The 25022-nt window shown below is 64.3% G+C and carries 24 protein-coding genes and 1 tRNA gene; 7 read left to right on the top strand and 18 right to left on the bottom strand.

The window, feature by feature from the left end; translation table 11 throughout:
• Nucleotides 1–104 precede the first annotated feature (104 nt).
• Nucleotides 105–1415 (bottom strand): M28 family peptidase, encoded by a 1311-nt coding sequence (locus ACFR99_RS10185; RefSeq protein WP_390286927.1) that lies wholly within the window; start codon nucleotides 1413–1415, stop codon nucleotides 105–107.
• A gap of 164 nt (nucleotides 1416–1579) precedes the next feature.
• Between ACFR99_RS10185 and ACFR99_RS10180 the strand changes: the two genes are divergently transcribed.
• Nucleotides 1580–2644, top strand: a complete 1065-nt coding sequence (locus tag ACFR99_RS10180) for a polyprenyl synthetase family protein (protein ID WP_390286925.1) — start codon at nucleotides 1580–1582, stop codon at nucleotides 2642–2644.
• Nucleotides 2645–2665: 21 nt separating this feature from the next.
• Here the strand turns inward: ACFR99_RS10180 and ACFR99_RS10175 are convergent, their stop codons facing one another.
• From ACFR99_RS10175 to ACFR99_RS10095, 17 genes are all read right to left on the bottom strand, one after another.
• Nucleotides 2666–3373 (bottom strand): DUF2270 domain-containing protein, encoded by a 708-nt coding sequence (locus ACFR99_RS10175; RefSeq protein ID WP_390286923.1) that lies wholly within the window; start codon nucleotides 3371–3373, stop codon nucleotides 2666–2668.
• A 297-nt stretch (nucleotides 3374–3670) separates the two neighbouring features.
• The gene (locus ACFR99_RS10170; RefSeq protein WP_390286921.1) at nucleotides 3671–4411 is read right to left on the bottom strand and encodes an NAD(P)-binding oxidoreductase; all 741 of its coding nucleotides are present in this window, start codon (nucleotides 4409–4411) and stop codon (nucleotides 3671–3673) included.
• A gap of 111 nt (nucleotides 4412–4522) precedes the next feature.
• A complete protein-coding gene (locus tag ACFR99_RS10165; RefSeq protein ID WP_390286919.1) occupies nucleotides 4523–5350 on the bottom strand; it encodes a CBS domain-containing protein in 828 nt (275 codons plus the stop codon).
• Between the two features lie 69 nt (nucleotides 5351–5419).
• On the bottom strand, nucleotides 5420–6913 hold the full coding sequence (locus ACFR99_RS10160; RefSeq protein ID WP_390286917.1) for a DHH family phosphoesterase: 1494 nt from the start codon (nucleotides 6911–6913) through the stop codon (nucleotides 5420–5422).
• Between the two features lie 45 nt (nucleotides 6914–6958).
• The gene (locus ACFR99_RS10155; protein WP_390286916.1) at nucleotides 6959–8485 is read right to left on the bottom strand and encodes an NADH-quinone oxidoreductase subunit N; all 1527 of its coding nucleotides are present in this window, start codon (nucleotides 8483–8485) and stop codon (nucleotides 6959–6961) included.
• A complete protein-coding gene (locus ACFR99_RS10150) occupies nucleotides 8485–10011 on the bottom strand; it encodes a complex I subunit 4 family protein (RefSeq protein WP_390286914.1) in 1527 nt (508 codons plus the stop codon). The genes ACFR99_RS10155 and ACFR99_RS10150 overlap by 1 nt, the downstream gene beginning before the upstream one ends.
• Nucleotides 10008–12059, bottom strand: coding sequence for an NADH-quinone oxidoreductase subunit L (nuoL, locus tag ACFR99_RS10145; RefSeq protein WP_390286912.1), 2052 nt, complete (start codon nucleotides 12057–12059; stop codon nucleotides 10008–10010). Before nuoL ends, ACFR99_RS10150 begins: the two co-directional genes overlap by 4 nt.
• A 1-nt stretch (nucleotide 12060) precedes the next feature.
• Nucleotides 12061–12366 (bottom strand): NADH-quinone oxidoreductase subunit NuoK, encoded by a 306-nt coding sequence (gene nuoK / locus ACFR99_RS10140; protein ID WP_226005706.1) that lies wholly within the window; start codon nucleotides 12364–12366, stop codon nucleotides 12061–12063.
• Entirely contained in the window at nucleotides 12363–12815 is a 453-nt protein-coding gene (locus tag ACFR99_RS10135) for a hypothetical protein (RefSeq protein ID WP_390286909.1), read from the bottom strand. The genes nuoK and ACFR99_RS10135 overlap by 4 nt, the downstream gene beginning before the upstream one ends.
• Nucleotides 12812–13084 (bottom strand): NADH-quinone oxidoreductase subunit J, encoded by a 273-nt coding sequence (locus ACFR99_RS10130; protein WP_092929210.1) that lies wholly within the window; start codon nucleotides 13082–13084, stop codon nucleotides 12812–12814. Before ACFR99_RS10130 ends, ACFR99_RS10135 begins: the two co-directional genes overlap by 4 nt.
• Before the next feature lie 41 nt (nucleotides 13085–13125).
• Nucleotides 13126–13587, bottom strand: a complete 462-nt coding sequence (locus ACFR99_RS10125; RefSeq protein ID WP_390286907.1) for a NuoI/complex I 23 kDa subunit family protein — start codon at nucleotides 13585–13587, stop codon at nucleotides 13126–13128.
• Nucleotides 13584–14699, bottom strand: a complete 1116-nt coding sequence (locus ACFR99_RS10120; protein ID WP_390286905.1) for a complex I subunit 1/NuoH family protein — start codon at nucleotides 14697–14699, stop codon at nucleotides 13584–13586. Before ACFR99_RS10120 ends, ACFR99_RS10125 begins: the two co-directional genes overlap by 4 nt.
• Before the next feature lies 1 nt (nucleotide 14700).
• On the bottom strand, nucleotides 14701–16356 hold the full coding sequence (locus ACFR99_RS10115; RefSeq protein WP_390286903.1) for an NADH-quinone oxidoreductase subunit D: 1656 nt from the start codon (nucleotides 16354–16356) through the stop codon (nucleotides 14701–14703).
• Nucleotides 16353–17060 carry an NADH-quinone oxidoreductase subunit B gene (locus tag ACFR99_RS10110; protein ID WP_390286901.1) on the bottom strand — a complete coding sequence of 236 codons (708 nt, stop codon included), beginning with the start codon at nucleotides 17058–17060 and terminating at the stop codon, nucleotides 16353–16355. Before ACFR99_RS10110 ends, ACFR99_RS10115 begins: the two co-directional genes overlap by 4 nt.
• Nucleotides 17057–17461, bottom strand: coding sequence for an NADH-quinone oxidoreductase subunit A (locus tag ACFR99_RS10105; protein ID WP_390286899.1), 405 nt, complete (start codon nucleotides 17459–17461; stop codon nucleotides 17057–17059). The genes ACFR99_RS10110 and ACFR99_RS10105 overlap by 4 nt, the downstream gene beginning before the upstream one ends.
• Before the next feature lie 316 nt (nucleotides 17462–17777).
• On the bottom strand, nucleotides 17778–18416 hold the full coding sequence (locus tag ACFR99_RS10100) for an AIR carboxylase family protein (protein WP_390286897.1): 639 nt from the start codon (nucleotides 18414–18416) through the stop codon (nucleotides 17778–17780).
• Between the two features lie 75 nt (nucleotides 18417–18491).
• Nucleotides 18492–19655: a 5-(carboxyamino)imidazole ribonucleotide synthase gene (locus ACFR99_RS10095; RefSeq protein ID WP_390286895.1), complete on the bottom strand. Its 1164-nt coding sequence runs from the start codon at nucleotides 19653–19655 to the stop codon at nucleotides 18492–18494.
• Nucleotides 19656–19882: 227 nt separating this feature from the next.
• Between ACFR99_RS10095 and ACFR99_RS10090 the strand changes: the two genes are divergently transcribed.
• The 6 genes from ACFR99_RS10090 to glmM all read left to right on the top strand — a co-directional run bounded on the left by ACFR99_RS10090 (nucleotide 19883) and on the right by glmM (nucleotide 24877).
• Nucleotides 19883–20710, top strand: a complete 828-nt coding sequence (locus tag ACFR99_RS10090; protein ID WP_390286893.1) for a DUF4097 family beta strand repeat-containing protein — start codon at nucleotides 19883–19885, stop codon at nucleotides 20708–20710.
• A 115-nt stretch (nucleotides 20711–20825) separates the two neighbouring features.
• On the top strand, nucleotides 20826–21260 hold the full coding sequence (gene ribH / locus ACFR99_RS10085) for a 6,7-dimethyl-8-ribityllumazine synthase (RefSeq protein WP_390286891.1): 435 nt from the start codon (nucleotides 20826–20828) through the stop codon (nucleotides 21258–21260).
• A complete protein-coding gene (locus tag ACFR99_RS10080) occupies nucleotides 21257–22405 on the top strand; it encodes a pyridoxal phosphate-dependent aminotransferase (RefSeq protein WP_390286889.1) in 1149 nt (382 codons plus the stop codon). The genes ribH and ACFR99_RS10080 overlap by 4 nt, the downstream gene beginning before the upstream one ends.
• 119 nt (nucleotides 22406–22524) lie before the next feature.
• A complete protein-coding gene (locus tag ACFR99_RS10075) occupies nucleotides 22525–23265 on the top strand; it encodes an HNH endonuclease (protein WP_390286887.1) in 741 nt (246 codons plus the stop codon).
• A gap of 39 nt (nucleotides 23266–23304) precedes the next feature.
• A tRNA-Gln gene (locus ACFR99_RS10070) sits at nucleotides 23305–23377 on the top strand.
• Between the two features lie 162 nt (nucleotides 23378–23539).
• Nucleotides 23540–24877 (top strand): phosphoglucosamine mutase, encoded by a 1338-nt coding sequence (gene glmM, locus ACFR99_RS10065; RefSeq protein ID WP_390286885.1) that lies wholly within the window; start codon nucleotides 23540–23542, stop codon nucleotides 24875–24877.
• The last annotated feature ends 145 nt before the right edge of the window (nucleotides 24878–25022 follow it).

Raw genomic sequence — 25022 nt, 5'->3', positions numbered from 1 at the left:
AAGGGTACGGTTGTCGTCGCGGACCGCATGTCGGCGGTCGATCCGTCCGGTGTGTCCGGGGGCGACGACGCGTTACAGCGGTAGCAGCGCGAACGCCAACGACTTCAGTCGTCGAAGGGCCAGTCGCCGGTGATCTTCATGCCTTCGGCCAGATCCTGCGCTTCGAGGTCGGCTGCGATGGCGTCGGGCGTGCGGTGGTCGACGGTCACGTCTTCACGGGCGAGTGCGACGACGTACGCGGTCAGGAGGATCGCCTGCTCGCGCAGGGTCCGTGGCTCGAGTTTCTCGATCGTATCGGCGAACGTGTGCCCCCAGCCCCGTCCCGAGCCCTCGGAAACCGATCTGACGTAACAGCCGGGAATGCCATCCACGACGAACGGCCAGTGATCGCTGTGGGGGCCAAGTGTCGGCACCGTCTCGATCGGGTGGTCGTATCGTTCGGCGATCTCGTCTGCGGTGTCTGCGAGCGTGTCGAAACCGTGCGTGACGAGCTCGAGCGTCCGGTCGTTGACGACGCCGTCGTTGTTGACCACCGCTTTGATCGCGTTGGCGTCGGCCGACTCGGCGTATCGAGTAGAGCCGACCAGGCCGACCTCTTCGGCGCCGAAGGTGACGAACTCGACGCGGGTCTCGAGGTCGTCCTCGCGGGCGGCCAGCGCGGTCGCGAGTTCGACGACCATCGCGGTGCCGGCGCCGTTGTCCATCGCGCCCTCGGCGATGTCGTGGGCGTCGACGTGGCTCGTCACGAGCACGCGCTCGTCGGTGTCGGGGCCGAGTTCGGCGCGGACGTTTTGACTCTCGGCGGGATGAATATCGGCCTCGACGGCGAGCGTGATCGACTCGCCGTCGAACCGGCGGGCCAGTCGCGCGCCGACCTCGCTCGAGACGCCGACGGCCGGGATCTCGCCGATCGGGTCCGCGTCGGTTCCGACGCTGCCGGTCGGCGGCAGACAGCCCTCAACGTGGTTGCGGTAGACGAAGCCGACGGCACCGTTCTCGACGGCGTGATAGTACTTCTCCCGGCGGTGGAGGTACCGGTCGTAGTAGTCGGGGACGTCGCTGCGGACCATGACGATCGCGCCCTCGATGTCGGTCGCCTCGAAATCCGCGGGGAGGCCGTAGCCGAGGTCGATCAGCGGTGCGACGACGCGATCGTCGGGGCTGCGCGGCAGCGCGATACAGTCCTGTGTCGTGTCGCCGGCCGTGATCACACTGTCACCGCGGGTCCAGCCCTGTATCTCGAAGGTCTCGAGGCGGGCGTTTCGCGCGCCAGCGTCGCCCAGCGCGTCCCGGGTCAGTTCGGCAGCCTCGCGTTCCCCCTCGCTGCCGGCCATGCGATTCCCGACGTCGACGAGGGACTCGAGATGGTCCCAGCCGACGTCGCTCTCGAAGATCGAGCCGATCCAGGCGGTCATGACCGTATCGTGGACCGACGGCCGGGTAACTGTACCGTTCGCCCTCGCCGCGCTCGCAGGCTCCTGGCAAACGCCGGCACTGAAAGAACGGCTCGGCAGTTGTTCGCTGTTGCTAACAGGTCTAACTACGAATCTTTTTTACGCCGCTCCTGCTCGAAACTGGTATGCGGGAGACGCTTGCCGACTGGCGGCCGGCCATCGACGAGGCGATCGCCGACCTGGTCCCACGCGAAATCGACACGGACTATCTCGAGACGTTCTTCGGCCCGCCGACCTACGAGTACGATCCCACTGGTATCGAGTGTGCGCTGTCGACGCCGCTGTGGGACTTACTCGACCGTGGTGGGAAGCGGTGGCGTGCGATCCTCTTTCTGGTCTTCATCGAGGGCTTTGGCGAAGACCCGGCCGAGTACCTCCCCTATGCCTGCATTCCCGAACTCCTGCACAACGGGACGATCATCGTCGACGACATCGAGGACGGGGCGACGATCCGGCGAGGCGAGCCAGCACTGCACCACGTCTACGGACACGATATCGCGCTCAACGTCGGGAACGCGATGTACTTCCTGCCGCTGAAAGTCATCACACGAAATCCGGCCGCCCTGCCGGCCGATCGGCGGCTTGCCGCCTACGAGATGCTGATGGACGAACTCAACCGGACCCATCTCGGGCAAGGGATGGACATCTGCTGGCACAACGACCACGACCTTCAGGTCAGCACCGACGAGTACCTCGAGATGTGTGCGTGCAAGACCGGCTGTCTCGGGCGGATCGTCGCTCAGCTCGCCGCGATCATCACCGACCAGCCCGCCGCGATCGAAGAAGCCGTCGCCACGTACGCGGAGCTGACCGCCGTCGCCTTCCAGATCGGCGACGACATCCTGGACGTCGAACACTCGCTGGGTCGGGCCGGCGAGTTCGGCAAGGAGTTCGGCAACGACATCCGCGAAGGCAAACGGACGCTGCTGGTCATCCACGCACTCGAGGAAAGCGACCCGGAGCGTGCCCGACGGCTCCAAGCGATTCTCGAGGCCGATGAAAACACGGACGACGAGATCACCGAGGCCCTCACGATCCTCGAGGAAACCGGCAGCATCGAGTACGCCCGCGACTGTGCCCTCGAGCTGGCCGCCGACGCGCGGGCGGCGATCGACGGGCTGGCGTTCGACGCCGAGACGATCCGGAAGCTCGAGGAGTTCACGGAGTTCGTCATCGAGCGCGACGTGTAGTCGAGACCATCGTCGGTCCGCTTACTGCTTCCAGCTGCCGGACTCCTCCCCGTGGAACTCGCCTTTTGCCTCCCGCTGCTGTGGCCAGATCATGAACGCGGTCGCGACGAGGAAGAACACGGTGACGACGCTCGCGACGACGACACCCGGAACTCCGGGGACGGAAGCAGTTTGGGTCCACGGCTCCCCCGGCTCGTAGAGCGTGATCCGAAAGAGCCACGCGACACCCAAAAGCAGGTAGAGGGGATAGTAGATGCGGTGTAGTCGGCGTGAAAGCGCTTCCCAGTAGGACACCTTGAACGTCGGCATCCGTAGGTCGTCGCCGAGTTCGACGCGCCACGCTTCGAGTGGCGCGTCACTCGGCTCCAAGGCGTTCGCAAACAGGTTCTCCTCTAGAAGGCGAATCCTGGCTCGACTCGCGTCGTAGGCTCGGTACCGCCGAACGTCGAACAGGAGGAACAGCGAGACGCCGACGATACCGATCAGTAACAGATACGCGGAGACGTCACCGCCCTGAAACGCGAGCGCGAGGACGGCCGTAACGACGACGATAGCCCAGTCGGTCGTCAGATCGAGCCGCGAGAGGAGATTACCCGACTGGGACATCTCGCCGCGATAGTAGTGTGGTAGCAACGAGAGGAACTCTTCGTGGTCGGTCGCCGCGGCGGTGGCGACGTTGCGCTCGTCGGACGCAGTCGAGTCGAACCTCTCGGGGTCCGCCGCTTCCATTATCCGCTCCCTCCACCGTCCGCCGAACGCATCGGGTGTCGGCCTCGAGACCGGCAGGTATCGTCTCCAGTGAACACTGCATCCCGCATCAGCTCGTTATACGCAGCGGCCCTCACGAGCGGCGTCTCTGTACGGTGAGTGTCCAGCACGACGGACAAACGCGTTATCCAAAACATGTGGCTCATAGTCGCGCCACAAGGATGACCCTGTCGTCGCTGCGGGTCGACCGTTGATGCGATCCAGGTCGCGATCGTGCCCCTCATCGTGGCTCGAGCCTCGAGCGACCGATCCCGCCGATCAGATTCGGCTGTGTTCGCGTTCGATCGCAAGGTGGTCTTCGGCCCAGTCGATGTCGACAGGGTTGGTCGGCGCGCTCGTCAGGCCATCGCGGCTGACGATCTCGAGGGTTCGATTACGCGCATCTGGTGTGAACGGCGACACCGCCATCACCCGTGCGACGTCAGCCCGTGAAATCGACCCTGAAAAGGAGCCACCGCCCTCGTTGACCACGACCGCACCGCTCGGGAGGTCGTTCGTGAGTCTGCCAGGACGGATAATTGTATGCTCCAGGCCCGACCGGCGCAGCGCCGTTTCGGCGTCCTGCTTGGCCGACAGCGAGCCCCGAATCAAGAGCCGCGCTGGAAGCGACAACCCCGCTTTCGAGTTGCCGACGCCGATCGCACTCTCGAGAACGAAGTAGGAGACGCCGGCGCCGACGGCGGCGGTGATGAGATTGATCACGCCGGTTCGATCGACCAGTTTGGTGCCGATCGTGTGGCGAATCCCCGATGGCGTTCCGAGTGCACAGTAGACGATATCGCAGTCGTCGACCGCTGCGACGGCGTCGGCCGACTCGAAGAAATCGGCGACGAGCACGTCGTCCGCCCCGTGTCGCTCGAGCATGTCGACGTTCGCGTACGACCGCGTGGTCGCGCGTACCGAGAGGTCGGTCGGCCGCAGGACCGACAGGAGTTCCTGTCCGGTCTCCCCGCTGGCACCGGCAACGAGGGCTCGATCGAAAGTGCGTGAGCGAGTCATCGAGCGAGTTACTGCACGGACACTGAAAACGCTCACCAGCAGTTGCCGATCACGACTGTCCACGCACCGAATACGAACGGCTGTCGGCCGCTCGTGTAATCGATGTGGGTCCTATGCGTCTTTGTCGTCGTCACCGCCGTCGGACTGGAGTCGCTTCGTCGTCTGGACTAACGGATGTCGTGCGTAGTCGACGACGTCGATGTCGTCGATCTCCTCTAACTCCTCTTTTTCCGCCGTGCGTGCCATCCCGAGGTCGATCTCGTGGTCGATGACGATGACGTAGGCGTCCATCTCGTCGATCCCGAGCCGATCGGCCGCGAGCACGCGGTGGTGGCCGTCGGCCAGCAGCAGCGTCCCGCCGTTGTCGATGACGACCAGCGGCTCGGCCAGCCCGCGCTCGAGTTCGTAGCGCCGCCCCTCGAGCTCGTCGGCGTACACCCGGCCCTGCGTGGGTGTCAGATCCGAGAGGGGGACGGTTCGGCGCTCCTCGGTCAGCTCGATTTCGTGGATCTGTTCCAAGGTTCGAGTCAGTTTGCCTACCTTTTCGGGGGTCGCGCGTTCGATCTGACTGCGGATGACGTCGGCGTTCGAGATGATTCCCACGAGGTTGCCGGCGTCGTCGACGACGGGGAGTTTCTGGATGCCGGATCGGAGGATGACTCGGGCGGCATCGTTGACCTTCATATCGGGATGGGCGACCAGCAGATCCGTTGCCATGATCTTGAAGATCGGATCGTCGTCGTCCGCAAGCAGCAGATCGCGGGCGCTGATGAACCCCTCGACGCGGCGGCGTTCGCAGACTGGAAAGCCACTGTGTTCGTCGCTCTCGGCGATCCGCCGCGCGACCTCGCCGACGGTTTCGTCGGGCGATACCGTCGCGACATCGCGCGTCATGTAGTCTTTGACCCGGGGTTTGGTCCGGTCCGACACGACATCCATATCGGGATAGACGGGTGCCGCGCGCAAAAGCACTGTCACTGACGTCGATCGGGACGCCTCGCAGACCGCTTATATCGATTCGCCGTCGGGTTCACCGTGCTGGGTGAACAGCCACTCGCTGGTCTGCGTGTACGCGCCAACCGGAATCCCCGGCCGCGTCTCGAGCGCCTCGAAAAAGCGGTTGGTGATCACTTCCTCGACGATGCTGACGATCGATTCGACCTCCTCTTCGTCGTCTGCACTGCCCAGAATGCCGATCTCGAGTTGTGCACCGGCCATGTCGGCGTGGCCGCCGGCGCTGCCGATTCGATCGAACGCGTCTCGAAGCGTCTCGCCGAGATCGACATCCGCTGCTCGCGAGCGGGCCGACAGATACACCATCTCGTCGTCGAACCCGAAGACGAGCGTCGTCTCGATGCCTTTCATCGCCAGCAACTGGTCTGCCGCCTGTGGTAACGCGTCCCGGTTCCCGATCCGGCCGACGCTGGCGACGGCAACCGACTCCCGCTCGATCCGGTTTTTGATCGCCCGTGCGATCGTCTCGAGGGTCTCGCCCTCGAGCGAGGGCTGTTCGATCTGTCGCAGAGTCGAGTCGTCGACGTACGGAGAGAGCACCGACGCGGCCCGAAAATCGGCCGGCGAGACTTCCCGCGTGAAATCGCTCGTATCGACGCGAATGCCGTACAACAGCGCCGTCGCCGTCCGCGGATCGAACGCGAGATCGAAGTGCTCGAGGTATTCGGTCAGGACGGTGCTGGTCGCACCCGCACCCTGCCGGAGGTCGACGAACTCGCCGGGGACCGGCCCACGGGGCGGATGGTGGTCGATGACGACGTCGACGTGGAGGTCCGGCGGGAGCTGGTCGTTGACGCCGGGACGGGAGTGGTCGACCAGCGCGAACGCCGAATAGTCCGTCAGCGGGTCGTCGGGTGCCATGTTCCGCAGGTCCAACTCGAGCAAGTTGACCATCGCCCGGTTCTCCTGGTGGGAAATGGCTCCGAAGTAGCAGGCATCGGCGTCGACGCCGACGGACTCGGCGATGTCGACGAGTGCGACCGCGCTCGCGATCGCGTCCGGATCCGGGTTGTCGTGGGTCATGACTGCCAGCCGACCGTCGATCTCCGTGAGCTGCTCGCGCAGTTCGATCGCCGCTTCGGCCGACGGACTCGCCGTTCCCTCGAGTGCGTGCTCGGCCAGCGCCTCCGTCGGGTCGACGACGTGATCTGCAAGCTCCGTAAACCGGCTGCAGTCCGCAGCCGTCGCGTTCCCGCCCAGATAGGCTACGATCATCGTGTCAGGGAACCGCTCGCGCGCGGCCTCGAGCGTGGCCAGGTTGACGTCGGTCCGGTCGCCGGCGACGAACAGCACGTCCGGCTGATCGACGGTGGCGATAGCGTCGGGATCGGTCGGATCCGCGTGTCGAGCTGGCACGCTCTCGTCGCGCAACGTCTCGACAGCGCTCGCATCGTCGGTGATGACGAGCACGCGGCCGTCGCGCTCGGCGACCCGGTCGGTCACCTGTCGACAGACGGTCCCGCAGCCGAGCACGAGCCGGAAAACCATGTATCGCGGCTTGCGACCCCGAGCGGTAAAAACTACCGGCTCACCTCAGCCCACGATCGCGGTTGCCGCATCGAGTGCGGCAGATGCGATCGGATCGAACGCCGGCAGGATGACGACCGTCATCACGGCAGCGGCGATGATCGCCGCGTAGAGACCGGCCGGCTGGGCGAGACGATCCCGGTCGAGAATCGGCTCCTCGATCCAGAGGGCCTTGACCAGCCGTGAGTAATAGTACAGCGAGAGCGCGCTGTTGACGACGAGCGCGGCGGCAAGGACGAGCAATACCGTGTTGTCCGCGGCCGCGTTGAGCGTCTCAGTGTAGAGCAGGTACTTGCTCCAGAAGCCACCGAACGGTGGGACGCCGGCCAGGCTGAACATGAACACGGCCATCGCCGCCGAGGCGAAGGGTGCCTGTTTCGCGAGGCCATTGTAGTCTTCGAACGTGCGGCCGACGCCCCAGTACTCGGCCAGGCCGACGAACAGGAACGCGCCCGTGTTCATGAAGCCGTAGACCAGCAGGTGCATCATGGCCGCGCCCATGACGAGGTCACCGGCGTCGGTCGAGAGAGCCGCCAGCCCGATCAGCACGTAGCCAGCGTGGCCGATCGAGGAATAGGCGAGCATCCGCTTGACGTTCTCCTGGGTCGCCGCCGCGAAGTTACCAAGCGTCATCGTGATGATCGCGAGAACGACGAACGCCACCGTCCAGTCGACGCCGATGACGGCGGTCGTCGCCTCGAGCGGGAACGCCGTCGTGAACACACGGAACGCGAGCACGAAGCCGGCAGCCTTCGAAGCCGAGGAGAGGAACGCCGAGATCGGTGCTGGCGCGCCCTCGTAGGCCTCCGGCGCCCAGAAGTGGAAGGGCACGCTCGCCGTCTTGAACGCGACGCCGCCGATCAACATGAGGATGCCCAGTCCGAGCAGGCCACCCATCTCACTGGCTGCACCGAGGTTCGTCGCGACGGCCTCGAGTTGCAACGAGCCGGTCGCGCCGTAGACCAGCGAGACGCCGTAGACGAAGATCGCCGACGACAGCGCACCGATCAGGAAGTACTTGAGGCCCGCTTCGACGCTGCCGCGGTTGTCCTTCAGGATCGCGACCAGCGCGTACGACGGCAGGCTCGTCAGCTCGAGAGCGATGAAGATCGTCACGAGGCTGTTCGAGACCGCCATCATCGACATACCCGTCGCCGCGAGGATGACCAGCGAGTAGTACTCGGCCTGGTAGGTGTGATCGCGCAGGTAGTCGTAGCTCGCCACCGCGACGAGGGCGGTGACGATCGAGATGATGATCATGAAGTACAGCGCCAACTGGTCGACGATGAACTGGCCGTTCATGACGTCGACGACGCCGTAGTTTTCGATCCCGGTTGCACCGACGCCAGCGGCGGTAAACCAGACGGCGACGGCGAGCGAGGCCAGCGAGCCGGCGACGGCGGTGCCAGCAAGCAGCGCGCGGTTCGTCGACCCCGGATTGATGCTATCGAACAGGAACAGGACGAGTGCCGTCCCTGCCAGAAGCAACGCCGGGGCGAGTGCCGCCCACTCGGGAAGCTGGACGAGTGCCATCAGAGCCCACCTCCCTGGATGATCGGATCGATCGCATCTGTTATCATGGTGAAGATCAGGTCAGGGGCCACGCCGAGGGTGATGATCAGTCCCAGCAGGACGATCATCGACGCGACGTCGTGGACGGGGGCGCGGCCGACCTCGTAGTCGGTCTCGAGTCGATACGGCCCGAACACCGTCCGCTGGAGCGCGAACAGCAGGTAGCCCGCGACGATGACGATGCCGAACATCGCCAGCGAGGTAAACAGCGGCGCGTAATCGAGCAACTCGGAGCCGAAGGCCCCGAAGAAAATGAAGTACTCGGCGGCGAAGCCGGACATGAGCGGCAGCCCCATGTAGCCGAACGCGCCGGCGATCAACACGCCGACGGCGATCGGCATCCGGTCTGCCATCCCGGACATGTCGGTGACCATCCGGGTGTGGGTCGCGTTGTAGATGACGCCGACCGCCATGAACATCAGCCCGGAGATCAGCCCGTGAGAGACCATCTGGAACGTCGCGCCGCCGACCCCGAACTGGGTGTAGGCGACCAGTCCGAGGATGACGTAGCCCATCGACGACACGGACGAATACGCGACGATTCGTTTGAGGTCGGTCTGAGCCAGCGCCAACATCGCGCCGTAGATGACGCTGATGACGGCGATCGCCGCGATCGGGATCGCGTAGGCCTCGACCTGGTCAGGGAACATCGTGAAGTTGAACCGCAACAGGGCGTAGGTCCCCATCTTCAGCAGCACGCCGGCCAGCAGAATCGACGCCGGCGTGGGGGCCTCGACGTGGGCGTCCGGCAGCCACGTGTGGAACGGCACCACGGGCACCTTCACGGCAAAGCCGAGGAACATTCCAATGAACGCCAGCGACGCGAGCGTCGTTCCGCCCAGGCCGAAGAACCCTTCGGGGCCGCCGGCGAGCATCGCGGTCGCGATCTCGGGCAGCCCGAAGGATGTCACGGAGTCACCGAGCCCGAAGACGAGCGTGATGAACGACCCGAACATCACCAGCGACGCCACGTTCGTGTAGACGAAGAACTTGATCGCGGCGTACTTGCGACGTGGGCCGCCCCAGATCCCGATCAACAGGTACATCGGAATCAGGACTGCCTCCCAGAAGACGAACCACAGGAAGAAGTCGAGCGCCGAGAAGACGCCGATCAGCATCGCCTCGATAAAGAGGATCAGCCCGTAGAACTGCGACTCGCGCTCGTCGATCGGCGTCCACGAGCTGACGATCGCCAGCGTACAGAGGATCGTCGTCAGGACGACCAGTGGCAGGCTGATCCCGTCGAGCCCGACGAACCACGAGATCGAGTAGTCGCCGATCTCGAGCCACGCCGCCTGTGATTCGAACGCCAGTTCGCCGTCGAGTAAGGCGTTGCCGCTGCCGTCGAAGGCGGCGAACAGCCACAGCGACAGTGCCGCCGGCACGAGGCTGATAGCGAAGGCGAGTTTGCCAGCGATGCGATTCGGCGCGACGAACGTTACCAACGCGCCGACCAGTGCGACTGCGATAAGCGCTTCTAGCATCATGCGAACCACCCTCCGAGAGCGCCGAGAATCAGCAGTAAGCCGATGAACCCGGCCACCAGCAACGCCGCATAGTTAGTTACGATACCCGTCTGGATGCGTTTCACCCAGTTGCTACTGAACAGACTCACCGTCGACGTGCCGTTGACGAGCCCGTCGATGACCGTCTGGTCGAACCGGTCGGCGGCTCGAGCCAGCGGCAGCGTCAGGCCCTCCGCGAGCCAGACCTGGTACTCGTCCTGGTAGTAGTTCTTCCGCAGGAGGCTGTACGCGCCGCCCAGTTTCTGCGTGTGGCGGGTCGGCTCGGGCACGTTGTATAGCGTGTGTGCCGTGAGCGCGCCGGCCAGTGCGAGTCCAAGCGATAGCCCCGCACTCAACAGCATCGTGGTCGTCTCGGAGCCGCCGATGACGCCCTCTTCGAAGGCGACCGTCTCGTGGTACGCGTGGTAGGTCAGCCCCTCGACGGCGCCGTACTCGCCGTCGAGCCAGAACTCGAGATAGGTGATCTCGGCTCCGGTGAGCTTCGCGACGGGCGCGAGGTTGGCGACGCCGGCGACCAGCGCGAGGGTTCCCAGGACCACGAGCGGGAGCTTGATCGACCAGCCCACCGGGTGGGGGTCCTCGGCGGTCTCGGAGCGGGGCTCACCGTGGAAGGTCAGGAAGACCATCCGGAACGTGTAGAAGCCGGTGAAGAAGACGGCCACGAGCCCCATCGCGTAGGCCGCGAGAATGACCGGCTGCTCTAAGCCCACGATCAGGGCGTCGAACAGCACCTCGTCTTTCGACCAGAAGCCGGAGAACGGAACGATCCCCGCGAGCGCGAGCGCGCCGGCGAGGAATGTGTAGTAGACGACGGGCGCTTTGTCTTTGAGCCCGCCCATCTTCCACATGTCCTGTTCGTGGTGCATGAGGACGATGACGGCCCCGGCACCGAGGAACAGCAGCGCCTTGAAGAAGGCGTGGTTCATCAGGTGGAAGACCCCGGCGACGTAGCCGCCGACGCCGAGCCCGAGCATCATGTAGCCGTACTGGCTGATCGTCGAGTACGCCAGCACCTGTTTGACGTCGTCTTTGACGACGCCCATCGTCGCCGCGAACAGGGCGGTGAAGCCGCCGACGAAGGCGATGATCGAAAGCGCCGTCGGGGAAAGCGCGTAGTAGCCGAACATCCGCGCGACGAGGTAGACGCCGGCCGCGACCATCGTCGCCGCGTGGATAAGCGCGGAGACGGTGGTCGGACCTTCCATCGCGTCCGGCAGCCAGGTGTGGAACGGGAACTGCGCGGACTTGCCGAGCACCCCGCCTAACACGAGCAGTCCGGTGATCGTCACCCAGGTCTGGGCATCGAAGCCGAACAGCGTCGCGCCGTCGTCGATGGCCGCCTCGGCGGCAGTGACGAACGACTCCTCGCCGGCGAAGCCGACCGTGCCGAACGTCGCCGCGATGGCGACGACCCCGATCAGGAAGAAGTAGTCTCCGAAGCGGGTGACCAGGAACGCCTTCTTCGCGGCCGAGGGGGCCGATTCCGTGCGGAACCAGAACCCGATCAGCAGGTACGAACACAGTCCGACGAGTTCGAAGAACATGAACGCCATCAGCAGGTTGTCCGCGAAGACAAAGGCGAGCATGCTGAAGGTAAAGAGCCCGAGTTCGGCGTAGTACCGCGGGAGCCCGGTCTCGCCTTCGGCGTTCATGTAGCCGAGACTGAAGACGTGGACGAGCAAGGCGACCAGCGAGACGATCACCAGCATGAGCGCCGAGAGCGGATCGATCAACACGCCGAACGTGAAGGCGATCCCCTCGGCACCGGTCTCGCTTGCGGCCGCGCCGGCCGTCCACTCGTAGAGCGTCGTGTGATGAACCTCTCCGCCGCCGACCGCCGCGAACATCACGAGCGAGATCAGCAGCGAGCCTGCCGTCGCGATGATGCCCGGAAGCGCGCCTTTCTTCGGCAGATGCTTCCCGAACAGCAGCGTGACGACGAAGGCCACGAGCGGGAGCACTGCGATCGCCGGTGCGAATCCGAACGGTCCTGTTGCTGTTGCTGCCATCTTACCACCTCATCGTCGTCGGAACCGTGACGTCGACGTCACGGAAGTTGCGGTACAACACCAGGATGATCCCGAGTCCGACGGCCACCTCCGCGGCAGCCAGCGCCATCGTAAACAGCGCGAACAGCTGCCCGGTGAGGTTGCCGTGATAGAACGAGAACGCGATCAGATTGATATTGGCCGCGTTCAGCATGAGTTCGACGGACATCAGGAACAACAGTGCGTTACGACGCGTCAACACCCCGAACAGCCCGATACAGAACACTGCCATCGACAGCAGCACGTAATACTGCACGTCGACGGTCATCGGCTGTCACCTCCAGCGTCTGCGGACTGACCGGTCGTGTCGGCACTCGAGGCGTCGGTCCCACCGTCGGTGACTGCCGGCGCCGGGCCGCCAGTCGTGCTCGAGTCCTCGCCGGCGCTCGCGAGCGCGGCGACGGGTTCGCCTTCTTCCTCGCGTTTCGCGAGGACGAGTGAGGCGTCGAGTGCGGCGTCGAGTGCGACGGCGACGAGCAAGACGGCGGCGAGGAACGGTTCGGTGCCGCCGATCGTCTGGAGCTCGTCGAAGCCGAACAGCGCGTAGCCGAGTTCGGCCGTGATCGAGACGTCGTCGGGGAAGCCGGCCCCTGCAGCCGTTGTCATCGGCTCGAAGGCCGTATTCAGCGTGATCAGCGCCATCACGCCGAACAGCCCGACGGCGAGCAGTCCCGGGACCAGTGTCTTGCCGAGTCTGAGTTTCGGTCCGGTCGTCATGCCTGTACCACCTCGTCCGTGTCGGAATCGTCGCGCTGGGTCAGCATGACGGCGAACGTGATGAGAACGAGGACCCCGCCGACGTAGACGAGGACCTGCATCATGGCGACGAATTCGGCCGCCAGCATCACGTAATGGATTGCCACGCTGAGCAGCGCCACGCCCAGCAGGAGCGCCGAATGCCACGGGTCCTGCATGAGCACGACACCCACCGCGCTGGCAAGCGTGAGTAACGCAAACAGCGCGAACGCGATCAGCTCGTAGTTCATGTATTGGTAGTTACTGCCCGTTTGCGGGACGGGCGGACCCGTTACTGGTAATCGACCTCACCTTCTCCCTCTCCGACCCACGCGTCCCGATCGGGTTCGCGGGCGGCGAGCGGGTCGATGTCCTTGTACCACGGTACCGCTTTCAGCTGCTCTTTGTTGTAGACGAAGTCGTGTTTCGTGTCCGCGGTGAACTCGAAGTTTTCGGTGAGCAGGATGGCGTCGACGGGGCAGACCTCCTCGCAGAGCCGGCAGTAAATACACTGGCCGATGTGGAGGTTGTACTGTTCGCCCTGTCGTTGATCGTTCGTGACGATCTGGATCGTGTCGTTCGGACAGACGTTCTCACACTGGCGACACCAGATGCACCGCTCCTGGCTGAACTTGTGGACGCCGCGGAAGCGCGGCGAGATGTCGGGTGCGGTCTCCGGATACTCCACCGTGAACGTGGAGCCGTCCAGTGCGTGTTTCATCGTCGTTGCCATCGATTTGAGTATCCCGATCATGCTATCAGCCCCACGATTACCGCAGTCAGGACGAGATTGGCAAAGGCGAGGACGAGCAGTCCCTTCCAGCCGATCTCGATCAGTTGGTCGATCCGGACGCGTGGCACCGCCGAGCGCAGCCACTGCGTCGCGAAGAACACCGCCCAGATCTTGATGATAAACCAGACGATGCCCGGCAGGACGGGGCCTGCGGGACCGCCGAGGAAGATCGTCGCGATGATCGCACCACCGAGGAAGATGTGAAGGAACTCACCGAGGTAGATCAACACGAAGTAGACCGAGGAGTACTCGGTCTGATATCCCGCGACGATCTCGGTCGGTGCCTCCGGCGTGTCGAAGGGGTTGCGACCGACCTCCGCGAAATTCGCCACGAGAAACAGGACGAACGCGAAGGGGTTGACGAACGCGTACCACGTCGGAATCGAGATACCTGCGATCTCCACCAGCGTCTCGTGCTGGGCCGCGACGATCTCGCCCAGCTGTAGCGTGCCGGCGAAGATCACGACCGACATCCCGGTGATGACCAGCGGGATCTCGTAGGCGATGTTCTGTGCCACTGCACGCAGCCCGCCGAGCATCGAATACTTGTTCGCCGACGAGTAGCCGGCCATCACCAGCCCGAGGCTGGCGATCCCCGAGACGGCGAAGACGTACGCAAGGCCGACTTCAGGGTCCGCGAGGTGGATGCCGCTGCCCATCGGGATGACGGCAAAGCCCAGCAGTGCCGACCCCGCGACGACGACCGGCGCGAGGTCGTAGGCCGGCCGATCCGCGTTCTCGGGGATGACCAGCTCCTTCGAGAGGAGCCGGACGGAGTCGGCGAGGATAATAAAGAGGCCTGCCGGTCCGAGCCGGTTGACCGCGATCCGGTCGGTGAATGCGGCAGTGATCTTCCGTTTGGCCCACGGTCCCGCGACGCCGGTCATCGCGAGCATCAGATTGCCGACGATGAAGGCGGCAATAAACGTCGCGAGCAGCTCCCCGCCGAGTCCGAACCCGTCGAGGCCGGTCAGCTCGCCGATCCGCTCGGGGAGCAAAACCGTATCCTGCAGCGGTACCGTCGGCACCGCTGGCGTCGTATCGACCGGGGCCGCAAACTGCAGACCAGTCATACTAGCGGTCCACCTCCCCGAGCACGATATCGAGGCTGCCAAGCGAGGCGATCATGTCGGGGATGTACTCCCCTTCGGCCATCTCGGGCAGCGCCGAGAGATTGTGGAAACACGGACTGCGGATCTTGAACCGGCCCGGCTTGTCCGTGCCGTCCGCGCGGATGTAGATCCCGAGTTCGCCCTTCGCACCCTCGACAGCGCGGTAGATCTCGGTGTCTGCGTCGGGTTTCAGCGTCCGCGGGACGTTGCTCTGGACGGTTCGTTCGTCTTCCGGCCAGTCCTCGAGCAAGTCGAGACACTGCTCGATGATCTTCGCGGACTCCTCGACCTCCTGCATGCGCACGAGGACGCGGCTGTAGTTGTCGCAGCCGTCCTCGGTGACGACGTCCCACTCGAGGTTGTCGTAGTAGCCGTAGGGATCGTCCCGGCGGAGGTCGTAGTCGATGCCCGACCCGCGGGCGACGGGGCCGGTACAGCCGTACTGTTTGGCGACCTCGGGCTCTAAGATCCCGGTGTCGTGGGTCCGGATCTGGAAGATCTCGTTAGCGGTCAGCAGGTCGTTGTACTCGTCGACCTTCGCAGGGAGGCCATCGAGGAAGTCGCGTGTCTTCTCGATGAACTCCTCGCGGGGTTCGGGCAGGTCCCAGGCGACCCCGCCGAGCCGGAAGTAGTTGAACATGAGCCGCTGGCCGGTCAGGTCCTCGAGGATGTCCTGGACGACCTCACGATCGCGCATGCCATACTGGAAAATGGCGGTGAAGTCGCCGTAGACGTCTAGCGCGAACGTCGCGAGCGCGAGCATGTGCGAGGCGATCCGACAGAGTTCGGCACCCATCGTCCGGATGACCTGGGCGTAGTCGGGGACGTCGATGTCCGCGAGGTCTTCGGCCACACGCGCGTATGCCCACTCGTTCAGGAGGCCGGCCGAGACGTAGTCCCAGCGGTCGGGATACGGCATGATCTGGTGGCGATAGGTACCCTGCTGGCACATCTGCTCCTCGCAGCGGTGCAGGTAGCCGATGTCGGGGTCGACGTCGACGACCGTTTCACCGTCCAGCACCGTCTCGATGTGGAGCACACCGTGGGTCGCCGGGTGGTGTGGCCCGATGTTCAGGAACATCGTGTCCGACTCGTCGTCGTGGTGGTCGGGCTGGATCGGGTTGGCGTGTTCCGTCAGCGTCACCAGCTGCGGTTTCTCCTGATCGTAATCTCGCGAGAGGGGGTGTCCCTGCCAGGTTTCGGGCAGAAGGATCCGTCGCGGATCGGGATGGCCCTCGTAGTCGATGCCGACGAGGTCGAACGCCTCCCGTTCGTGCCAGTCGGCGGTGCGGAAGACCGGTTCGGCGGTCTGGCTGACCGGCTCGTCGGTCGTGGTCGGGACGACGACCGACACCTCCTGGGTCGGATCGGCGTACTTCCGGAGGTGATAGATCGATTCGTACCGGTCTGGATACTCCTGTGCGGTCAGATTGGCGAGGTGGTCGAAGCCGGCCTCGTCCCGGAGATCCGTGAGGACGTCCTGGACGTCGTCCGGCCGGATGACGAATCCGGGCGCGTTCAGGTGGTCGTCGCGTGCGAGTGCGCGATCACCGATCAGCGCTTCGAGTTCGTCTTCGGTGACCTCGACTGCCGGCTGTCGTTCGAGTCCCGTGCTCATGGTGAATCAGCCCAGTTATACCGCATCACGAGGTCGTCTTCGTCGATGTCGTCTGCGAGCTTCTGGACGAGTTCGTCTTTCGGCAGGTCGCCGAACTCCTCGAGCTCGTACGGCTTGACCACGACGGGCGTGGATTCGCCGTTGCGGATCCGCTCCTGGAGTTTGGCGATGCCGTAGACGAGCGCCTCCGGCCGCGGCGGGCAGCCGGGGACGTGGATGTCGATGGGGATGATCTCCTCGGCACCCTTGACGACGTTGTAGCCTTCCTGGAACGGGCCGCCGGAGATGGTACACGAGCCCATGCCGACGACGAACTTGGGTTCGGGCATCTGGTCGTAGACCCGCTTCATGCGGGGGCCGAACTTGGAGACGATCGTCCCGGGGACGATCATCACGTCGGCCTGGCGGGGCGAGGCACGCGGCACGCCGGCCCCGAAGCGGTCCAGGTCGTGTTTGATCGCGTACGTGTGCATCATCTCGATGCTGCAACACGCGATCCCGAACTGGAGCATGAACATCGAGTTGCCCCGCACCCAGTTCATGAACTTGTCGAACTTCGTGAGGATAAACGGGGTCGATCCGAAGGCCTCGCGAAGCTTGGAGTTGAAGCGGTCGTCGGCACCCTCACCGATTCGCGAGTCGCGGGTGTCCGTCGACGGTGCGGTGCTGTCGTAGATCTGTTTGCGTGGTTGTTCGCTACTCATGGTCTGTCAGCGTCCAGTTGGCGAGGTGTCCGTGCCCACTGTACCGCGCCTGTGCGCCACGCCCACGCGAGTCCGACGAGCAGGATGGCGACGAACGCGAGCATCGGCCCGAGCGCGCGGGCAAGCGGAATATCCGCCGCGAGCGCATCCTGATAGGCGACCGCCCAGGGGAACAGGAGGACGGCCTCGATATCGAAGACGACGAACAGCAGCGCAACCATGTAGTACTGAATATTGAACCGGATGCGCGTTCCGCCGGTCGGAATCTCGCCACTCTCGTAGGTGGCACGTTTACTCGTTTCGGGAACGGTGGGCCGCAGGAGATACGATACCGTCATCATCCCGAACGGTATCAGTACCCCGACGAGCGCCAGTGCCCCGATGGCGATCCAATCATTCATCTCGGTAACGTTCGGGGGTTCAAACCGCACGCACATAAGGGTTGATCCTTCGTTTTTCCGGGAAACACGGTCCACAACGGGATTTCAGCGTGAATAACTCCCATGTGAATAGTCACATGATCCTATATATAGGTACCTGGAGAGGAACCCGATCGGTAAAGCGATATTACTCGCCGTCGAACTGGCCGGTGTTTGGCACTCGAGCGGGCACCTGTCTACTATCCATCCGGCGTCGACAGCCAGAAACAGTCGTGGTAGCTGATATTCCACCGGACGTCGAGACGGTATCGTACCTGCCCCGAACGTGATCTCCTCGTTACTGCTCGCGCTCTCGGAACGCCGGCGTCCCCTCGTCGTGGAGTTCACGGGAGACAGCCCCGACGCCCTCGCGTAGCCCCTCGTGATAGTCGACCAGTCGGTCGCGAACCTCGTCGTGCTGGCGGGAAAGGATCTGAGCGGCCGACAGCGCGGCGTTGAACGACTTGCCGGCGTCGACGGCGACAAGCGGCGCGCCGGTCGGCATCCCGATGACGCTGTCGACGGACTTCTCCTGGACTGGGACGCCGATGACCGGCAGCGGGTACGCGATCGAGGCGGTCATGTTCGGCAGGTCTGCGGACTTTCCGCCCGCGCCGGCGATGATGACCTCGAGCCCGCGGTCTTCCGCGGTTTCGGCGTAAGCCGTCATTAAGTCGGGCGTCCGGTGGGCCGAGGTGACGTAGGTCTCGAACGTGAATCGCTCGTCGGGCGCGCTCTCGTAGTCGGTTTGCTCGGAGAAGCCGAGTTCGTCGACAAAGGCGTCGTAGGCACCCCGCCGCCGGCCGCCGGTCATCATCGTCTCGAGGTCGGAGTCGCTTCCCATCACGATCCCTACGTCGGGGGTCTTGGCAGCCGGGCGGTCCTGGTCGGCTTCGTCGTGCAAGCGGTCGATCAAGTCGCTGACGCTGTCGCTCATAGAAGAGGCTGGTCGGGCAAACGACTTGAAACGGTGGTAAACGAGATGAAGATCGGATCGGGTACAGCCGGACGACTACGACTGGAACGTCACGGCGGCCTCGAGGTCGCGGGCCGTCTTGAGCAATTCGTCGACCGACGTCTCCTCGTCGCGGGCCGACAGCGTCACGTGGCCCATCTTGCGCAGCGGGCGGGCCTGCCGTTTCCCGTACCAGTGGAGGTTCGCACCGGGTGTCTCGAGGAGCTCGTCGATGTCGCCCACCGCCGCCGCCTGCTCTTCGTCCACGTCGCCGAGCAGGTTCGTCATCACCGTCGGCGAGCGCAGGGCCGTCGAGCCGAGCGGCCAGCCCAGCACGGCACGGACGTGCTGTTCGAACTGTGAGGTCTGAGTCCCCTCGATCGTCCAGTGGCCCGAGTTGTGCGGGCGCGGAGCGATCTCGTTGAGCAGAATCTCGCCGGCACTCGTCTCGAAGAGCTCGATCCCGTAGACACCACGACCGTCCATCACCTCGAGGACGTCCCGCGCGACGTCGTACGCACGCTCGGTGACGGCCTCGCTCGAGCGCGCGGGGACGACCGTCTCCCGGAGGATCTCGTCTTCGTGGACGTTCTCGCCCAGCGGGAAGGTGGCGATCTCGTCGTCGCCCTTGACGGCGATGACCGAGACCTCGCGTTCGAAGTCGACGAACGACTCGACCATCGCGGGGCCAGCGACCGACTCGAGGGCGTCCTCGGCGTCGGCTTTGGACTCGACGGGGACGTTACCGCGCCCGTCGTAGCCGCCGGTGCGGGCTTTGAGCATCACCGGCGCACCGTAGTCGTCGATCGCCTCGCGGATGTCGTCGGCATCCTCGACCGCGCGGAACGGTGGGACCGGCACGCCGGCGGTCTCGAGTTCGCGTTTCTGGACGAGTTTGTCGTGGATCGTCTCGAGCGTCGATGGCTTCGGGTGGACGGGCGTGCCGGTCGCCTCACTCACCCGGTCCATGACGTCCTGATCCGCGAGTTCGATCTCGAACGTGAGCACGTCGGCGCGTTCGGCGAGGTCACGAATGCCGTCCTCGTCGTCGAATTCGGCGACGATCTGGTCGCGAGCGACCAGCGCGGCCGGACAGTCCGGCGTCGGGTCGAGGACGACAACTTCCACACCTAGCGGCGCGGCCGCTTCGGCGAGCATCCGCCCGAGCTGTCCCCCTCCGACTACGCCGATCGTCGGTCCCGGCGTCCGTAGCGTCGTCATTACATCGCGGTTGTCGTCGCCCGCGCTTAAGAATTCTCAAACAGCATGCGCGAGGGACGATTGCCGGTCACGCCTCACTGGGAGTCCCGATCGAGTGGGACTGGCACGTTACGAGACGACGGCGACTTCGGATGCTGCCGCTGTTTTCCTATAAAAATCTTCGTGGCGAACACCGCTGTTGGAAACTGGCTGGAACCACATATGCTGTCAAGTATATAACTACAAGTATGCGACGTGACGTTTCACGACGCCAGTTGCTTGCTGGGGGGAGTCTCGGCGCGCTTGGCGTGCTCGCTGGCTGTATCGCGACCGGACGGAGTGCAACAGCGACTGAGACGGAAACGTACGAGACCAACGCTCTCAGCGCACTCTCGCTTGTAACCGTCAACGGCTCGATTACCGTCGACGGCGACCAGGGCGACGCGATCGAGGTCCGGGCCCACAAGGCGGCACCGACCGAAGACGCTCTCGAGTCGGTGACCCTCGCGTCTAGCCGGAGCGACGGACACCTGACACTCGAGACGGACTCGGAAACGTCGGCGTTTCTGTTCGGTCCCGAGCCCAAAGTCGACCTCGAGGTGACAGTCCCGGCGGAGATCCGACTCGCGCGGGCGGAGACGACCAACGGCGACATCGAGATTCGGAACACGACCGGCGAGCTCGTCTCCGAGGCGACGAACGGTCGGCTCGACGTCGAAGGTGTCGACGGCGGACTGAGTGCCGAGACCACCAACGGTGAGATCCACGCTGCAGGCGTCAGCGGCGACGTGGTCACGGACACGACGAACGGGGATATCGACGTCGCGCTCGCGGACGACGGGGGCGACCTGACCGCCGAGAGCACCAACGGCGAAATCACGGTTCGGGCACCCGCGTCGCTCGATGCAACGGTCAGCATCTCGACGACCAATGGCGACGTGTCAGTCGACGGCTTCGGCCAGTCGAACGTCTCGGGCGACAGTTCGCTCGAGATGACGTTGGGTGAGGGGACTCGCCGCATCCGCGTCGAGACGACCAACAGCGACGTGACGCTTCGCAGCACCGACGCGTCGTAACGGGTCTGAGGCGGCGAGCGACGGACTCACTCGAGCATCGGGCCGACCCACAATCGATAACACACGGCCACCGTAGAACGGTACCTCTTTTACCCATCCACCCTACCGCTCGCCTATGACCACGCTCGGACTGGTGGTCGCGGAGTTCAACCGGCCGATCACCGAGCAGATGGAGCAGGACGCACTCGAGGCCGCGACCGCCGCGGGTGCCGAGGTGTACGAGACGGTCCACGTACCGGGCGTCTACGACGCGCCGCTGGCCGCTGACCGACTCGCACGCCGTGACGAAGTCGACGCCGTCGCCGTCGTCGGGACGGTCATCACTGGCGACACGGATCACGATCAAGTGATTACCGACGCCACCGCACAGCGACTCTCTGACGTGAGTCTCGAGCGCGATACGCCGGTGACCCTCGGCGTGACCGGCCCCGGTATGTCCGCGGCCGAAGCGCGCGAACGCGTCGAGAACGCATCCAAGGCCGTCGATGGCGCGCTCGACCTCGTCGACGAACTCCCGAATCCCAGTCCTGCAGCCGATTCCCAACAATGACCATGGAATTCACCGACCGCGTAACCCGAGTCGAACCGTCCGCGACGCTTGCTATCTCCGCGCTCGCGACCGAACTCGAGGCCGAGGGCGCAGACGTCGTCGACCTCTCCGTCGGCGAGCCCGACTTCCCCACGCCCGAGAACATCGTCGAGGCTGGCAAGGACGCGATGGACGCCGGCCACACCGGCTACACGACCTCTGCCGGTATCCTCGAACTGCGCGAGGCGATCGCCGACAAACTCGCTGACGACGGTCTCGAGCACACTACCGATGAGATCATCGTCACGCCCGGCGCGAAGCAGGCCCTCTACGAGATCGTCCAGGCACTGATCCAGGACGGCGACGAAGTCGTCCTGCTCGACCCCGCGTGGGTCTCCTACGAGGCGATGGTCAAGATGGCCGGCGGCGACCTGACCCGCGTCGACCTCTCCGAGTCGGACTTCCAGCTCGAGCCGGCCCTCGACGATCTCGCCGAGGCGGTCTCGGATGAGACCGACCTGCTGATCGTCAACTCCCCGTCGAACCCCACCGGCGCGGTCTACTCCGACGCCGCACTCGAGGGCGTCCGCGATCTGGCCGTCGAACACGACGTCACCGTCATCTCCGACGAGATCTACAAGGAGATCACCTACGGCGTCGAGCCGACGAGTCTCGGCACGCTCGAGGGCATGGCCGATCGCACCGTCACCGTCAACGGCTTCTCGAAAGCCTACTCGATGACCGGCTGGCGGCTCGGCTACTTCGCCGGTCCCGAGGACCTGATCGATCAGGCCGGCAAGCTCCACAGCCACTCCGTCTCCTCCGCCGTGAACTTCGTCCAGCACGCCGGGATCGAAGCGCTCGAGAACACCGACGAGGCTGTCGAAGAGATGACCGAGGCGTTCGAACAGCGCCGCGACCTCGTCGTCGACCTGCTCGCAGAGCACGATGTCGACGTCGCCGTCCCCGAGGGTGCGTTCTACATGATGCTCCCGGTCGACGACGACGATCAGGCCTGGTGTGAGGGCGCGATCGAGGACGCCCACGTCGCGACCGTACCCGGCAGCGCCTTTGGTACTCCAGGCTACGCGCGGATTTCCTATGCGGCGAGCGAGGAGCGACTCGAGGAAGGGATCGAGCGGCTGGCCGAGGAAGGCTACCTGTAAGCCGGACTCGTCGCGAACGGATTTCCTGTCGCTAATTTCGGTTCGGGTACTCGAACCCGTTCAAATTACTTTCACCCTGGTTTGTTATTATTTGTTTATACACGGGTTGTGTATCGGACATGGACTGCCCGACCTGTGGGAAGTCCCTGCCGACCGAACAGGGAATGCGCCAGCACCATACCAAAGTCCACGACGACCCGCTTCCCGATCGAACGTGTACGGGCTGTGGAGTCGAGTTCTACGACCCGAAATCCAGACGTGAGTTCTGTGATGACTGTAATCCAAACGGCGGAAAGCACAACGGAAACTGGAAGGGTGGAACGGAAACCGGGACGTGTGACCGCTGTGGGTCGACGTTCGACTACTACCCCTCGGACAAGCCGGGGGTGTACTGTTCAGAGTGTGTCGAGAACGCCGATGAATTCCTTGGTACACCGTACTACGAATATCACGATATCGGACGCGTAAAAAGAGTCTGCGAGTGGTGTGGGCGGATTTCGACTGTCCTCGAGTCGAAAGCGAAACGGGAGCCAGTTCGATTTTGTAGTCAAAACTGTCTCAGTCATTGGTTATCTGACCAGTGGGAAGACGCTGACAATGCATACAACGGCCAGTGGCGAGAGGTGAGACGGAAAGCGCTGGAGCGGGATAACCACACGTGCCAACACTGTGGTATCACTCGTGAGGAGATCGGACACGAACCGGATGTTCACCATATCACGCCAGTTCGGACGTTCAGTGATTCGCAGCTCGCACACACCCTCGATAACGTCATCTGTCTCTGTCGAAGCTGCCATCGGTATGCTGAAATCGAGGCAATCGATGCACTCTCCCCGTCTTCATCTCGACGGAAACAATAACTCATAAGCCACTCTATCGACTACCCGATAGTGACGGCAAGTCCCGTGGTGTAGTGGCCAATCATATGGGCCTTTGGAGCCCATGACGGCAGTTCGAATCTGCCCGGGACTATCATAATATTTCTTACATTTCCCCACGTGTCAGTGTGGATCGCAGTTACTGCTATGATTGCCACCAGTAGCACGCAGACGGTGAGCAGAAGCGGCTTCTGAACACCCGCTATCCTGCTCTAACAACTCCATAGTAATCCCTGCGTCCTCGAGAGCCCATCCTATGTTCGGAACGAGCGGTATCCGCGGCACTGTCGGCGAAGAAATAACGGCCGAACTCGCGCTCTCGATCGGGCGCGCCGTCGCGTCCGACGGCTACGATCGCGTCGTCGTGGGGCGAGACGCGCGAGAAAGCGGCGCAGTCCTGACCGATGCAGTGACCGCCGGACTGCGTGAGTGTGGCACGGACGTACTCGAGGTCGGCATCGCACCGACGCCGACGATCGCCAGAGCGGTCCCGCGAGCGAACGCGGATGCCGGCGTCGTCGTCACGGCCTCGCACAACCCCGCGCCTGACAACGGGCTCAAGCTCTGGTCGGCCTCGGGCAAGGCCTTCGACCCAGAACAACTCGATGCGATCGCCACCCGCGTCGAGGGAGACGAGTACGATCTGCGGCCCTGGGACGGACACGGTTCGCTCGAGTCGCTCGAAGACACGACGGATCGCCACGCGGCGGCGCTGGGCGAGGCCGTCTCGATCGACGAGCCGCCGAGCGTCGCAGTCGACGTCGGGAACGGAACCGGCGCGATCACCGCGCGCGTGCTCTCGAGCCTCGGCTGTGACATCGTGACGCTGAACGGACAACGAGACGGGCGCTTTCCTGGCCGGCCGAGCGAGCCGACACAGGAGACGCTTGACGACCTCTCGGCGCTCGTCGAAGCGACGGACGCCACGGTGGGGATCGCACACGACGGCGACGCCGATCGGATGCTGGCCGTCGACGAGACCGGATCGTTCGTCCCGAAAGACGTGCTCCTCGCGCTGTTCGCGCGCGAGACCGCGACCGACGGTGACGTGATCGCCGCGCCGATCGATACGAGCATGGCAGTCGACGACGCGCTGGCGACGGTCGGTGCGTCGGTGCGACGAACGCGAGTCGGCGACGGGTTCGTGGCCGACTGCGCCACGCAACCTGATGTCGTCTTCGGCGGCGAGCCCAGCGGGGCGTGGATCTGGCCGGACGAGACGCTGTGTCCGGACGGCCCGCTCGCGGCGTGCAAACTCGTCGAACTCGTCGCCGATCGTGGGCCGCTGTCCGACCTCGTCGGGGAGATCGAAACGTACCCCATCCGCCGGACGTCGGTCAAGATCGAGAACAAAGAGACCGTGATGAACCAGGTCCGCGATCGCATCCGTGAGCGCTACGACGACGTCGAGACGCTCGACGGCGTCCACGTCGACGTCGACGACGGCTGGTTCCTCCTGCGCCCGAGCGGCACCGAACCGGTCGTCCGCCTCACGGCCGAAGCTCGAGACGAGTTCCGGGCCGAGCAACTGGAAGCCGACGCCGTTGGACTCCTCGAGAGTGCGATTGCAACGGTCTCAGACATTCGCCCGTGACCGTCCGCAGATCAACCAGATCGGCGCAATTCGGGCGCTGTAGCTGTTTAACCTCTCGATAATGAAGTATCTCGTCTCCCACGGTAGGCGTAGAAACGTGGTGCAACGAACGACACCGCTGCCGCGGGCTATCGGCTGCGGTCGA

Source organism: Haloarchaeobius amylolyticus (assembly GCF_042678045.1).
GTDB lineage: Archaea > Halobacteriota > Halobacteria > Halobacteriales > Natrialbaceae > Natrinema > Natrinema amylolyticus_A.
Note: the sequence above shows the minus strand (reverse complement) of the source record. Positions and strands in the feature narration are given on the sequence as shown.